At 67.6% G+C, this 13,562-nt stretch carries 12 protein-coding genes; 5 read left to right on the forward strand and 7 right to left on the reverse strand.

The features are described from left to right. Positions 1–413 precede the first annotated feature (413 nt). The 7 genes from RIN79_RS19330 to phnF all read right to left on the reverse strand — a co-directional run bounded on the left by RIN79_RS19330 (position 414) and on the right by phnF (position 9,542). A complete protein-coding gene (locus RIN79_RS19330) occupies positions 414–977 on the reverse strand; it encodes an ActR/PrrA/RegA family redox response regulator transcription factor (protein ID WP_309086335.1) in 564 nt (187 codons plus the stop codon). 57 nt (positions 978–1,034) lie between these two features. Continuing rightward, positions 1,035–2,351: an ActS/PrrB/RegB family redox-sensitive histidine kinase gene (locus RIN79_RS19335; protein ID WP_309086336.1), complete on the reverse strand. Its 1,317-nt coding sequence runs from the start codon at positions 2,349–2,351 to the stop codon at positions 1,035–1,037. Positions 2,352–2,389: 38 nt separating this feature from the next. After that, positions 2,390–4,843 carry an ATP-dependent helicase HrpB gene (gene hrpB / locus RIN79_RS19340; protein WP_309086337.1) on the reverse strand — a complete coding sequence of 818 codons (2,454 nt, stop codon included), beginning with the start codon at positions 4,841–4,843 and terminating at the stop codon, positions 2,390–2,392. Further along, complete coding sequence (locus tag RIN79_RS19345) at positions 4,840–5,427, reverse strand: ATP-binding cassette domain-containing protein (RefSeq protein WP_309086369.1); 588 nt, start codon at positions 5,425–5,427, stop codon at positions 4,840–4,842. Before RIN79_RS19345 ends, hrpB begins: the two co-directional genes overlap by 4 nt. Before the next feature lie 62 nt (positions 5,428–5,489). Beyond that, positions 5,490–7,169 carry an ABC transporter permease subunit gene (locus tag RIN79_RS19350; RefSeq protein ID WP_309086338.1) on the reverse strand — a complete coding sequence of 560 codons (1,680 nt, stop codon included), beginning with the start codon at positions 7,167–7,169 and terminating at the stop codon, positions 5,490–5,492. 328 nt (positions 7,170–7,497) lie between these two features. Continuing rightward, positions 7,498–8,718: an ABC transporter substrate-binding protein gene (locus RIN79_RS19355; protein ID WP_309086339.1), complete on the reverse strand. Its 1,221-nt coding sequence runs from the start codon at positions 8,716–8,718 to the stop codon at positions 7,498–7,500. Between the two features lie 83 nt (positions 8,719–8,801). Further along, positions 8,802–9,542: a phosphonate metabolism transcriptional regulator PhnF gene (phnF, locus tag RIN79_RS19360; RefSeq protein WP_309086340.1), complete on the reverse strand. Its 741-nt coding sequence runs from the start codon at positions 9,540–9,542 to the stop codon at positions 8,802–8,804. Between the two features lie 101 nt (positions 9,543–9,643). On the opposite strand from phnF, the gene phnG reads away from it, so the two are divergent. Genes phnG through phnK form a run of 5 tightly spaced genes read left to right on the forward strand, consistent with a single transcriptional unit; the run spans position 9,644 to position 13,562 of the window. Further along, on the forward strand, positions 9,644–10,099 hold the full coding sequence (phnG, locus tag RIN79_RS19365; RefSeq protein WP_309086341.1) for a phosphonate C-P lyase system protein PhnG: 456 nt from the start codon (positions 9,644–9,646) through the stop codon (positions 10,097–10,099). Beyond that, a complete protein-coding gene (phnH, locus tag RIN79_RS19370) occupies positions 10,099–10,701 on the forward strand; it encodes a phosphonate C-P lyase system protein PhnH (protein WP_309086342.1) in 603 nt (200 codons plus the stop codon). Before phnG ends, phnH begins: the two co-directional genes overlap by 1 nt. Positions 10,702–10,704: 3 nt before the next feature. Next, on the forward strand, positions 10,705–11,820 hold the full coding sequence (locus RIN79_RS19375) for a carbon-phosphorus lyase complex subunit PhnI (protein WP_309086343.1): 1,116 nt from the start codon (positions 10,705–10,707) through the stop codon (positions 11,818–11,820). After that, on the forward strand, positions 11,817–12,776 hold the full coding sequence (locus RIN79_RS19380; protein ID WP_309086344.1) for an alpha-D-ribose 1-methylphosphonate 5-phosphate C-P-lyase PhnJ: 960 nt from the start codon (positions 11,817–11,819) through the stop codon (positions 12,774–12,776). Before RIN79_RS19375 ends, RIN79_RS19380 begins: the two co-directional genes overlap by 4 nt. 9 nt (positions 12,777–12,785) lie before the next feature. Beyond that, positions 12,786–13,562: a phosphonate C-P lyase system protein PhnK gene (gene phnK, locus RIN79_RS19385; RefSeq protein ID WP_309086345.1), complete on the forward strand. Its 777-nt coding sequence runs from the start codon at positions 12,786–12,788 to the stop codon at positions 13,560–13,562.

Here is a 13,562-nt window from a genome sequence, read left to right on the forward strand (position 1 = left end):
GGTGAGAGACGACACTGCGGAAACCGCGGAGAAGCCGCTAGGGCTTTTCCTTCGGCCCGGCAAAGACCACCCCCTTCATTGGGTGCAGCCGGGACGGAAGAAGAGCCCGAGTGACCGGCCAATGTCGGGACAGCGGCCGGCGGGGCGCGTGAGACGCGCCACATAAACTAACAGAGAGGCACGGATCACGCGCCCCGCTTCCCACCTTCTTCAATGGCCAGACGGCGAAAGCCGGGCGTGGCGGCGATGCAACGTGCCGGGGTTGGGGCCGTGCGGCAGGGCTTTGGCAATGGATGGAAAGATACTGAGGTGCAGCTTGCCATCACCCCCACCCCGCTCACTCCGCTCGCGACCCTCCCCACAGGGGGAGGGTTGGCGCCGAGCCATGCGGCCGCCGAGCGCGGCGCAAAAAACTACCGCGGGGCGCGCTTGGCCAGGATGCGCTGCAGCGTGCGGCGGTGCATGTTGAGCCGGCGGGCGGTTTCCGACACGTTGCGCTCGCACATCTCGTAGACCCGCTGGATATGCTCCCAGCGGACGCGGTCCGCCGACATGGGGTTTTCCGGCGGCTCGATCTTCTCGTTGCCCCGGCGCATGAGCGCGCCATAGATCTCGTCCGCATCGGCCGGCTTCGACAGATAGTCGACCGCACCGAGCTTCACGGCCGTGACGGCGGTGGCGATATTGCCGTAGCCGGTCAGGATGATGGCACGGGCATCCTCGCGCTTCTCGCGAATAGCCGAGACCACGTCGAGTCCGTTGCCGTCGCTGAGGCGCATGTCGATCACCGCGAAGGCGGGCGCGGCGGCCCTCACCTTGCTGATCGCCTCCTCCACCGTCTCGGCCGTCTCCACGACGAAGCCGCGGCCCTCCATGGCCCGTGCGAGGCGGGCAAGGAAGGGGCGGTCGTCTTCGACGATAAGGAGGCTGCGGTCCCCGCCGGGGAAGTCGTTCTGGTCGGCTGTGGTGTCGTTCATCATCGGCTCGCTGATCTATGGCCACATTTAGGCAGGCAGGGGCTTAATTTCCAGTTCTCAGGCCTGCGCGAGCGCCTCCTCGGCGGTCAGGAACCTTTCGCGCGGCCAGCTTATGTCCACCGTCGCGCCCTTGCCTTCCCCGCCGGCATTGGCGAACCGCACCGTGGCGCCGGAGCGTTCGAGCAGCGTCTTGGCGATGAAGAGGCCGAGGCCGAGCCCCCCGCCGCTCGACGTGCCCGGCTGCCGGCGCGACATATAGGGCTCGCCGATGCGGTCGATGATCTCGGCCGGAAAGCCCGGCCCGTCGTCGGTGATGGAGATGCGCACCGTCTCCGCGTCCCACCACCATCTGATGCTGACAGTCTTGCGCGCGAAGTCGACGGCGTTCTCGACCAGGTTGCCGAGGCCGTAGATGACGCCCGGATTGCGCCGGCCGACGGGCTCCGGCCCTTCCGTCTCGCCCGGTTCCATCGTGATCTCGATGCCGAAATCCCGGTGCGGCGCGGCGGTTTCTTCGATCAGCGAGGTGAGCGGCAGCCGCGCCATATGCTCCTCGCCCTCGGAGGAAAGGCTGGTGAGGCGCTTCAGGATCTCACGGCATCGCTCGCTTTGCGAGCGCAGCAGGGTCACGTCCTCGCGGAAACGCGGATCTTCGCCGAGCGCCCTCTCCATCTCGCGCGCCACGAGCGCGATGGTGGCGAGCGGCGTGCCCAGTTCATGGGCCGCCGCCGCGGCGAGCCCGTCGAGCGCAGAGATATGCTGCTCGCGCTGCAGCACGAGTTCCGTGGCGGCGAGCGCATTGGCAAGAAGCCGCGCCTCCTCCGCCACCCGATAGGCGTAGATGCCGGTGAAGGCGATCGAGGAGACGACGGCGATCAGCATGCCCACCACATAGATGAGCGGCATCGCCAGCTCCGTCCCCGGATACCAGGGCAGCGGCAGGTGGAAGAAGGCGAGAAGGCTCGCGATCCCGACCACATAGGCGCCGAGCAGAGCGGTCCAAACCAGCGGCAGCGAGGTGGCCGAGATGACCACCGGCACGGTCATGAGGAGGGAGAACGGGTTGGTGAGCCCGCCGGTGAGGAAAAGCAGGCCGGCCAGCTGCGAGGCGTCGAAGGTGAGGATCGCCAGGGCCGCTTTGGGCGGGACGAGATGGGCGGCCGGGTAGCGGAATGTGAGGTAAAGGTTCAGCCAGGCCGAGGCGGCAATCAGCGCGAAGCAATGGGCGACCGGCAGCGGGAAGCCGAGCCCGAAGGCGACCACCAGCACGGCCGCGCTCTGCCCGACCACGGCCAGCCACCTTAGCCGGATAAGCGTCTTCAGCCTGAGGCTCCGGCTGCTGCGCGTGTTGGGGGTTCTCAATTCCTCGAGCATGGCGCCTTTATGCGGCGAGCCGCCCTGCCGACCAAGCACTATTTTGACCGCGGCTTGGCGCGGCTGGTGGGCGCGGCCTCGGCCGGATTCTCCGGCCAGACATGCTTTGGGTAGCGCCCGCGCATGTCCGCGCGCACATCGGCCCAGGAGCCGCGCCAGAACCCCGGCAGGTCGCGCGTCTTCTGGATCGGCCTGTGCGCCGGCGACAGAAGCTCCAGTGTCAGCGGGATGCCCTTGCCCACCGTCGGATGCTCCTTGAGCCCGAAAAGCTCCTGCACGCGTATCGCAAGCACCGCCTCGCCATTCTCATAGCGGATCGGCACGCGGCTTCCCATCGGCGCGGTGAAGTGGCTGGGCACTACGGCATCCACCCGGCGCTGCAGGTCGTAGGGCACGAGCGCCGTCAAGCCTTCCGTCAGCGCCTGGCCGGAGATCGCGGCGAGGGAAGGCTCGCCCCTGAGATAGGGCAGAAGCCAATACTCCAGCCGGGCGATCAGCGCCTCGTCGGAAACGTCCGGCCACGGTTCGCCCTCGGCCGTATGCAGGAAGGAAAGGCGCGCGCGCAGCCCCTCCGCCTCCCTGCTCCAGGGCAGGATGGCGAGCCCGTGCGCCCGCACCGCCGCCAGGATGGCGCGGTCGGCCGCCTCGCCTTTGGGCGCGGGCAGTGTGCGCTCGCCCAACACGATCGCGCCGAGCTTTCGCGTCTCGCGCTGGCGGACCAGTCCCTTCTCGCGGTCGAACGTGGTCTCGATCCGGGTTTCGACCCGATGGCCGAGACCCTCGACGACCTCCGCCTCGCTGATTGCCGCGGCCGCCGCGAGACGCGCATTGCGCGCCTGCCCCTGCAGGTCGGCCACGACCAGATAGGGCTCCCGTGCCAGCCTTTCGGAAGGGTCGATCTGGCCGCCCCGCCCATTGGCGAGCACGAAGCGACCGTATTCGCCGCGCGCTTTGGCCACGCGGTCGGGCCAGGCGTGCAAAAGCAGCGGGCCGGCGGCGGCAACGGCTTCGGTCCTGCCGCCGCCCGCCGCCTCCGCCAGCCGATCCGCCAGCGCCCGCGCCGCCTGGGCGCGCTGCGAGCGGTCGGTAGCAAAGCGCGAAAGCCGCTCGTCAAGATCGATGCTGCTGCCGCCGAGCCCGCGTTCGGAGATGAGCACCGCGAGCCGCGCCGCGGCGCGCGCCTGCCCTTTTTCCGTGGCGGCCGTCACCATATGCGCAAGCCGCACGGGCAGGGCCAGCCGCCGCATGGCGGCCCCATCCGGGGTCAGCCTGCCGGTCTCGTCCAGCGCGCCGAGTGTCGTGAGCAACATCCGTGCCTCCTTGAGCGCGGCCTCGGGCGGCGGGTCGAGGAAGGCGAGCGTGGCGGGATCGGTGACGCCGAAGGCGGCGCAGTCGAGCAGCAGGCCCGAAAGGTCCGCTTCGAGGATCTCCGGCGGCGTGAAGGCAGGCAGCGCCGCCGTCTGCTCCTTGCGCCAGAGCCGCAGCGCGATGCCGGGCGCGGTCCGCCCCGCGCGCCCGGCGCGCTGGTCGGCCGAGGCGCGGGAGACGCGCACCGTTTCCAGTCGCGTCAGGCCGGTGCCTGGCTCGTATTTGGGAAGCCTGGAAAGACCGCTGTCCACCACGGCCGTCACGCCGTCGATAGTGACCGAGGTTTCGGCGATGGACGTGGCGAGCACGACTTTCCTGCGTCCCGGCGCGGCGGGCCGGATCGCGGCGTCCTGCGCCGGGCCTTCGAGCCCGCCATGCAGCGGCACGACATCAACAGCATCTGGCAGGCGCCCGGCCAGAAGTTCCTGCGTGCGGGCGATCTCGCGCTGGCCCGGCAGGAAGGCGAGCACGCTGCCGCCCTCTTCGGCGATGAGTTCGCGCACCGCGCTGGCCACCGCTGCTTCGATCGCCGTATCCGGCGCACGCTCGGCATAGCGGATTTCGACGGGGAAGCTGCGCCCCTCGCTCTCCAATACCGGTGCGCCGCCGAGCAGGCCGGCCACGCGCGCGCCGTCGAGGGTGGCCGACATGACGATAAGGCGGAGATCCGGCCGCAGCGCTCCCTTCACGTCGAGCGCGAGCGCCAGCGCGAAATCGCCGTCCAGCGAGCGCTCATGGAACTCGTCGAAGATCACCGCCGACACGCCCTCCAGCGAGGGATCATCGATGATCATGCGGGCGAGCACGCCTTCGGTGACGACAAGGATGCGCGTGCGCGCGGAAACCTTCCGCTCCATGCGCATGGCGTAGCCGACCGTTCCGCCCGGCTCCTCGCCGAGAAGCGCAGCCATGCGCCTTGCAGCGGCGCGGGCGGCGAGTCTGCGCGGCTCCAGCAGCACGATGCGGCCCGAAGCGCTCCAGGGCTGATCCAGCAGCGCGAGGGGAACGAGCGTCGTCTTGCCGGCGCCGGGCGGGGCGACCAGCACGGCTTTACCCTGCGCCTCCAGCGCCTCCTTCAGCGCCTGCAGAACGGCGGTCACGGGCAGTTCGGGCAGGGTCTTCATGCTCCGATGCGCACGATCTCGCCGCCGGCCGCGTCCGCATCAGCTTCGTCATGGGTGACGAGGAGCACAGGCAGACCGCGCTCGCGCGCCTTGCCGAACACGAGCAGGCGCATCTGCTGGCGCAGCTCCATGTCGAGCTTGGAAAAGGGCTCGTCCAGAAGCAGCATGCGCGGCTGGGACAGCAGCACGCGGGCAAGCGCCACCCGCGCCTTCTGCCCGCCCGAAAGCGTCGCCGGGTCGCGGTCAGCCATGCCGTCAAGGTCCACGTCGCCGAGCGCGATGTCGGCACGCCGCCTCCGTTCAGTTCGCCCCTTGATGCCCTGCGGCACTGCGAACATCAGGTTGCCGGCCACGCTCATATGTGGAAAGAGCAGGGGGTCCTGGAAGAGCATGCCGGCAAGGCGCTCCTCCGCGGGCAGCGCCGTGATCTCGATTCCGTCGACCAGCGCCCGGCCCGAGGCCGTGAAGGCGGGGTCGAGGAAGCCCGCAAGATATGCGAGCAGGGACGATTTCCCGGAGCCTGACGGCCCCATGACCGTCAGCACCTCGCCGGGCGGCACGTGATGCGTGAGCTCGACGAGCATGCGCCCGCCGAGCGCAATGCGCACGCCTTCGAGGAAAAGCCCCTTTTCCGACACCCGTTTTCCTAAACCTGCATGCCGCGGAAGCGCCGGAATATCAGCGCCGGCACGAGCGTTGCAACGGCAAAGCCGGCGATGGGCAGGAGCATCTGCCAGAATGCATAGACGCCGATCACGCGCCCGTTGCCGCCGGAAGAGAGCGCCACCGCCTCCGAGGTGATCGTGGTGAGCCGCCCGGCGCCCGCCAGCACGGTGGGCAGATAGAGCCCCACCGAAATGGCAAAGCCGATGGCGGCCATGGTGAGGATCGACCGGGCCATCATGGGCAGGCGGACGGAGAAGAAGCGCCTTGCACGCCTTTTCCCCAGCCCGGCCGCCAGCCAGTCATAGCGGCGGTCGAAGGCGTGCCAGGGATCCTTCAGCGCGAGATATGCATAGGGCATGACGAAGACGAGATGGGCCAGCACCAGCGCGGGCAGGGTGGCGAGCACGCCCGCATAGATGAGGAACAGCTGCAGGCCGAAGATGAAGGCCACCTGGGGCACAAGCAGCGGCAGATAGAGCAGTGTGAGCGCGCCGCGTCCCGGCCGCCCGCCTGTCTCGTCTTCATGCGCCAGGCACAGGATCGCGAGGATAGAGGCAATGAATGTGGAGAGTAGCCCCGCCAGAAGCGTCGTCTGCAGCGGCTCCAGGATGCGGGGCAGCGTCGTCATCCAGCTCTTGAGCGTGAAAGTGGACGGCAGCGCATCGGGAAACTGCCACAGCCCGGCAAACGACCAGACCGCAAGCGTGCCGAGCCCGGCGAAGACGACGCCCGCCGCCAGCACCATCACGGCAAGCGCGCCGGCGCGAAGCATTGCGTCGCGCCGGAATCTCCGCCCCCGCATGGCGGCCTGCCTGCAAAGCGCCGCGCCAAACCGCTCAAGCCCAAGCCAGGCCAGGAGCGCCAGCGCCGTCACCGCAAGCTGCAGGAGGGCGCCGGCACTGGCGAGATAGCGCATCGAAAGGTCCGGGTCGTTCATCCACACCAGAAGCCTGGCGGCAAGCGGTGCGGGGCGCGTCGGCCCCAGTATCATCGCCACATCCACGAGCGAGGAGGCAAAGGCAATGACGGCGAAGACCGGCAGTCGGATCTGCCGGTAGACCGCCGGCCAGAGGCCGAACAGGAATCCCGCCACGCGGCCATAGCCGACGGAAGTCGTGAGCATCCGCGTCTGGTGGAGCTGCACCTGCGGGAGGGCCGCGAGCGTCATGAGCAGGAGGAAGGGGATCTCCTTGGCCACGAGCCCCGCCATCATGGAGAGGCCCATCGGGTCATTGACGATCAGCAGGTCCGGCGGCCTGTCCCAGCCGGTGATCTCGGGCGAGACGAGCCGCGCCAGCATGCCAGAAGGCGCGATGAGGAAGGCGAGCGCGAATGCCGCCGCGGCATGCGGGACCGAAAGCAGCGGCGAGACGAGATGCTGCACGCGACCGAAAAGCCGCGTTCCGGCAAAGCCGGCCACGAACAGCATGACGGCCAGGAGCGAGACGAGCGCGGTGACGAGCCCTGCCAAGAGGCTCAAGGTGGCGGACATGAAGATGGCCGGCTCGGAGAAGAGCTCGCGGAAATGCGCGAGCGTGAATTCCATGCCGCCCAGCGCCGGCAGGAAGCCGAAGGCCGGCAGCACCGTGCCGGCCAGGCCGAAGATCACTGGGCCGGTGAGGATGAGGATGGTCAGGAGCGGCCCGAGACGGGTCAGCACCGCTTGCCTCCCCCTTGTGGGGAGGGTGACCCTAAGGCCCGGGTGGGGGTAAGGCAGGATGGAACACAGCCGTCACCGGCTTTGCCGGCCCATCCTCCCCAGAAAGACAGGGCTACAGCGTATGAATTTTCCCCCCACTCCGGCTCGCTGCGCTCGCCACCTCTCCCCCACCTCGTGGGGTAGAGGAAGGGCACCAGCCTTGCGGCCGTCGCGTTTCCTCTCCCCCGTCGCTCGGGGGAGAGGTGGTCGGCGAAGCCGACCGGAGTGGGGGTCGAACTCAGATCCGAGTCCCCTCCCCGTACGGGAGAGAGTAAAGGACCCGGCGCCCTCAATTCTCCGCCGTGTAGCGCTCTTTCCATTCGTCCTCGATGCGCTCCATCCAACTCGGATGCGGCTCGGGCAAAGCCGGCCCGAGCTCGTCAGGCTGCAGCGTCGCCACGCCGAGATCGATCGCCACAAAACGCGCGCGCCATTCCGGATCGAGCTTTTCCATGGAGAGCACGGTCGGATCTCCCCAGGCGGCTGGATCCTGCTTCTTCGCCTGCGCCTCCGGCGAAAGCAGGAAGTTTGCGGTCACCAGCGCCCCTGCCTTGGCATTGGCGTCGTAGGGGATCGCCAGGAAATGCGTGTTGGCCAGCGTTCCGCCTGGAAAGGTGAAGGAGCGCACCGTGTCCGGCAATTCGCCATTGGCGATGGCGCTCGAAGCTTCCGCCGGGTTGAAGGCGAAGATGATGTCGAGTTCGCCGTCGGCCAGAAGCTGCTTCATGGCGGGGTAGTTCTGCGGGAAGGCGCGCCCGCTCCGCCAGGCGACTTCATGCAGCGCGTCAAGGTACCGGAAGAGCGGCTCCGTGACCGCGTCGAAATTCCCTGCGTCCGCCGGCTTCTGGAGAACCGACCGGTCAGCCACCTTTTCAAGAAGGACCTGCTTCAGGAAGGAGGAGCCGGTGAAATCCGGCGGCTGCGGATAGGAAAAGCGCCCCGGATTGGCCTCTGCCCAGGCAAGCAACTCATCGCTGCTCTGCGGCAGTTCCGCCGCATCCGTCCGCGCGCTGTCGTAGAAGAAGACGAGCTGCGCCATGCCCCAGGGGCTTGCCAGCCCTTCGACGGGAACGGTGAAGTCGGTGACAATGGTGGGCTTGTTCTCGACGTCCACATAGCGCCAGTTGGGCAGGTTTTCCGCCCAGCCGGGCGAGAGGAGCAGGCCGTTCTCCTTCATCGCCGCGAAATTCTCGCCATTGATCCAGATGAGATCGACCGAACCGCCCTGATCTCGGCCTGCAGCCTTTTCGGCCACCACCGTCGCGACCGCATTGGCCGTATCGTCGAGCTTCACGTGCTTCAGCGTGACGCCGAACTGCTCCTGCAATTCGCCGGCTGCCCATTCGATATAGGCGTTGATGTTTTCCGCTCCGCCCCAGGCGTTGAAATAGACGGTCTGGCCGCGGGCCTGCTTCAGCACTTCGTCCCAATCCGCGGGGCTCACGTCCTCGGCTTGGGCGGAAAAGCTCGCGAAGCAGGCGAGCGCGGCTGCAAGAAGTCGGTTCAGCACAGCGGCTCCTCTTCCCGAGTTTTGGGCATAGAGCACTGCCCCGACTCCCGAATCAATGGCGCGGCTCTCACAACGCCGTGAGGCTACGTCGTGTTGCCCACTTGGAGTTCCACCCGATCGGCGGAAAAGCGCGTCTCGGAAAACTGGAGGGGCCGGCCGGCCTGGTCGACATTGAGGCCGAGGGCCACCAGCACGATTGCGCCGGGGGAAAGTTTGAGGATCTCCAGATCGGCCGAGTCCGCATGCCGCGCCGAAATGGTGGTCGAGCGCCGCAGATAGTCGCTCACACCGAAATGGCGATAGGCCATGGTGATCGAGCCGGTGCGGGCAAAGTGCCGCTCGAAGCCTCGGAAACGCTGGGCGTCGAAATAGCTGCGGGCGCGCGAGATCGGCCGTCCGTCGGCTTCCGCCATGGTGTCGAGGCGCAGTACCGGTGCTCCGGGTGCGATCTCCAGCGCCTCGGCTACCGCCTCGGGAGCCTCTTCATAGGCGTGGTCGAGCAGGTTTCCGCGCAGCTCGCGCGCCTGGCCGCCGAGGCCCTCGGAGAACCGGGTGCGCGGGCCGATGGGATAGGAAAGCCGCGGCTGCCGCTCGATGAAGGTGCCGCGCCCCTGTTCGGCGCGCAGCACGCCCTCCTGCACCAGCGCCTGGATCGCCGTGCGCACCGTGTGCCGGTTGACGCCGAAGCGCTCGGCGAGCGCAAGCTCGGTCGGAAGGCGACCGCTTTCGTCGGAAAGGCCGGCGCCGACACCCTGCCGGATCTGGTCCGCGATCTGCCGCCACAACGCCACGCCGCTGCGTCTCTCGATGCCTGCCTCGCTCATATCCAGCCCCTGTCATGTGCTTGTCATGGACAATCATTAGGCAGGAGCTATAATTCATCTAGTTGTCTAGAACAATAGACAAATCTGCGGAAGGATGTGTGATGCGGGAAGACGATGGGAGCCGCCGCCGTCGCGAGGCCTTCGCCGTGCTGGCCGCGGCTCCGGCGGAGATGCTGGCGAGACTCTGGCGGGAGAGCGGCTTGCCGGACGAGGGGGCCCTTCTTCGCGGGCCCGAGACCGGCCTGGTGGCGCTGCGCGGGCGCATCGGCGGGGGCGGCTCGCCCTTCAACTTCGGCGAGGCGACCGTAACGCGTGCCAGCGTGAAGCTCCCCTCCGGCGAGATCGGCCACGCCTATGCGCTCGGCCGCGATCGGGAAAAGGCGCGGATCTCGGCCAACATCGATGCGCTGCGCCAGAAGCCGGACTTTGCCGCGGCGGTGGAAGAAAAAATTCTCGGCCCTCTTCGCAGGGAATTGCAGGAGCGGGACGAGCAGCGCCGGGCGGAAATCGCCGCAACGCGCGTCGAATTTTTCACCATGGTTCGGGGAGAGGACTGATGGAAGCGCAGACCATCGAGGGCGGCTTCGCCGAGCCGGTTTTCGACGCACAGGCCGCATTCCGCGCGCTGATGGACGTCATGGCGCGGCCCGGCACGGCAATGCGGGACCTGCGCCTGCCGCGCCCGCCGGCGCCGCTGACGCCCGAGGCGGGGGCGGTGGCGCTCACGCTCTGCGACGCCGACACCCCGATCTGGCTCGATGCGATGCTGCGCGAGGAAAAACAGGTCGCCGGCTGGCTCGGCTTCCAGACCGGCGCGCCCATTGTGCGCGAGCCGACGGAGGCGCATTTCGCCTTCGTGGCGGACCCCGCCAACCTGCCGGCCTTTGAAAATTTCGCCCAGGGCAGCCAGGAATATCCGGACCGGTCGGCGACCCTGGTCCTCCAGGTCGAGAGCCTTGCGGGCGGCGAAGCCCTGAGGCTCGAAGGACCAGGGATCGAGAAAACAGCGACATTCGCGCCCCGCCCGCTGCCGCGCCATTTCGTCGAACAGTGGGCGCAGAACCGTGCCCGGTTCCCGCGCGGCATCGACCTCATCCTGGTCAGCCGCGAAGGCATCGCGGCGCTCCCCCGCACCACCAAGATCAGCAAGGAGGCCTGAGCCATGTATGTTGCCGTCAAGGGCGGCGAGGCCGCCATCCGCAACGCCCACCGGCTGCTTGCCGACCGCAGGCGGGGGGACCGCTCCGTTCCCGCGCTCACGCTTGAGCAGGTCATGGAGCAGCTTGCGCTCGCCGTGGACCGCGTGATGGCCGAGGGCTCGCTCTACGATCCGGGGCTTGCCGCGCTCGCCATAAAACAGGCGCGCGGCGACATGATCGAAGCGATCTTCCTTCTGCGCGCCTACCGCACGACGCTGCCGCGCTTCGGCTATTCGCGGCCGATAGACACGGCGAAGATGCTGGTGGAGCGCCGCGTATCCGCCACCTTCAAGGACTTGCCCGGCGGGCAGGTGCTCGGCCCCACCTTCGACTATACGCACCGCCTGCTCGATCCGGCGCTGGCGGGAGACGAGCAGCCGGAAGAGCCGGAAGCCCGGGAGCCGGCGCAGGACGGCATGCCGCGCGTGAGCGAAATCCTCGCCCATGAGGGGCTGATCGAGGAGGACGGCTTTCTCTCCGATGGAGAAGAGCCGGCCGATATCACGCGCACGCCGCCGGAATTTCCGCTGGGCCGGGACGCGCGGCTGCAGGCGCTCTCGCGCGGCGACGAGGGTTTTCTGCTGGCGCTCGGCTATTCCACACAGCGCGGCTTTGGCCGCAACCATCCCTTCGTGGGCGAGGTAAGGATCGGCGAGGTGGAGATCGAACTCGACGTGCCGGAACTCGACTTCCCGGTGCCGCTCGGCCGCATCCGGGTCACCGAGTGCCAGATGGTCAACCAGTTCAAGGGCTCGATGAAGGTGCCGCCGCAATTCACACGCGGCTACGGCCTGGTCTTCGGCCAGTCGGAACGCAAGGCCATGGCCATGTCGCTCTGCGACCGCGCGCTCCGCGCGGAGGAGCTCGGGGAGGACATCGTCGCGCCGGCGCAGGACGAGGAATTCGTCATCTCCCATTCCGACAATGTGCAGGCGACGGGGTTTGTCGAGCACCTGAAGCTGCCGCACTATGTGGATTTCCAGGCCGAGCTCGGCCTCGTTCGCCAGATGCGCAGCGAGTTCGAGGAGCGCCGGCAGGCGGCCGCCAACCAGCCGGAACGCAAGGAGGCTGCCGAATGAATGCCGAGACGATCGCCCAGTACAACTTCGCCTATCTGGACGAGCAGACCAAGCGCATGATCCGCCGGGCGATCCTGAAGGCAATCGCCATTCCCGGCTATCAGGTGCCCTTTGCCAGCCGCGAGATGCCCATGCCCTATGGATGGGGCACCGGCGGCGTGCAGGTGACAGCCTCCATCATCGGCCCGGACGATGTGCTGAAGGTCATCGACCAGGGCGCGGATGACACTACCAACGCCGTCTCCATCCGCGCCTTCTTCCAGAAGGTGGCTGACGTCGCCGTCACCACGGAGACCGCCAAGGCCACGATCATCCAGACACGCCACCGCATCCCCGAGGAGTCGCTGAAGGCGGGTCAGGTGCTGGTCTACCAGGTGCCGATCCCCGAGCCGCTGCGCTTCCTTGAGCCGCGCGAGACTGAAACGCGGAAGATGCATGCGCTGGAAGAATACGGGCTGATGCATGTGAAGCTCTACGAGGACATCGCCCGGCACGGTCACATCGCCACCACCTTCGCCTATCCGGTGAAAGTCGAAGGACGCTACATCATGGACCCTTCGCCGACGCCGAAATTCGACAATCCGAAGATGCATATGTCGCCGGCGCTCCAGCTCTTCGGCGCGGGCAGGGAAAAGCGCATCTACGCGATCCCGCCCTTCTCCCGCGTCGTCAGCCTTGATTTCGAGGATCACCCGTTCGAGGTGCAAAAGTTCAGCGAACCCTGCGCGCTCTGCGGAGCGAAGGGGGTTTATCTGGACGAGGTGATTTTGGACGACCGGGGTGGGCACATGTATGTCTGCTCCGACACGGATTACTGCGAGAAACGGCGGGCCTCAGCCTCTCCCCATGCGGGGGAGGTCGCGCCGGCGGCGCAGGTGGGTGATGGAGCCGATTCTATTGCACCCCCACCCCGATCAGCTGCCCGGATCGACCCTCCCCAAAAGGGGCGAGGGTAAGGAGGCCCAATGACCGAAGAACCCCTTCTCACCGTACGCTCGCTGTCGAAATTCTACGGAAACCGCATCGGCTGCGCCGATGTCACCTTCGATCTCTGGCCAGGCGAGGTTCTGGCGGTTGTTGGCGAATCGGGCTCCGGCAAGACGACGCTGCTCAACTGCCTTTCCACACGGCTTCTGCCCACTTCCGGCATTGTCTCCTACCGCATGCGCGACGGAACCCTTCGCGACCTTTACCGGATGAGCGAGGCCGAACGGCGCTTTCTCATGCGCACCGACTGGGGTTTTGTGCACCAGAACCCCGCGGACGGGCTGCGCATGACCGTCTCGGCCGGCGCCAATGTGGGCGAGCGGCTGATGGCGTTGGGCGAGCGGCACTACGGGAATATCCGCGCGGCCGCCACGGACTGGCTGGGCCGCGTGGAGATCGCGGAAGACCGCGTCGACGACCAGCCTCGAGCCTTTTCCGGCGGCATGCGCCAGCGACTGCAGATAGCCCGCAATCTCGTGACCAGTCCGCGCCTCGTCTTCATGGACGAGCCGACCGGCGGGCTCGACGTTTCCGTGCAGGCCCGCCTGCTGGATCTCCTGCGCGGGCTTGTCCAGGACATGGGGCTGGCGGCAATCGTCGTGACCCACGACCTAGCCGTGGCGCGCCTTCTTTCCCACCGCATGATGGTGATGAAGGACGGCCATGTGGTCGAGACCGGCCTCACCGACCGGGTGCTCGACGACCCGCAGGCGCCCTACACGCAGCTTCTCGTCTCCTCAATCCTGCAGGTGTGA

The sequence above is a fragment of the Chelativorans sp. genome, from assembly GCF_031180965.1.
In the GTDB taxonomy this organism is placed as follows: domain Bacteria; phylum Pseudomonadota; class Alphaproteobacteria; order Rhizobiales; family Rhizobiaceae; genus Chelativorans.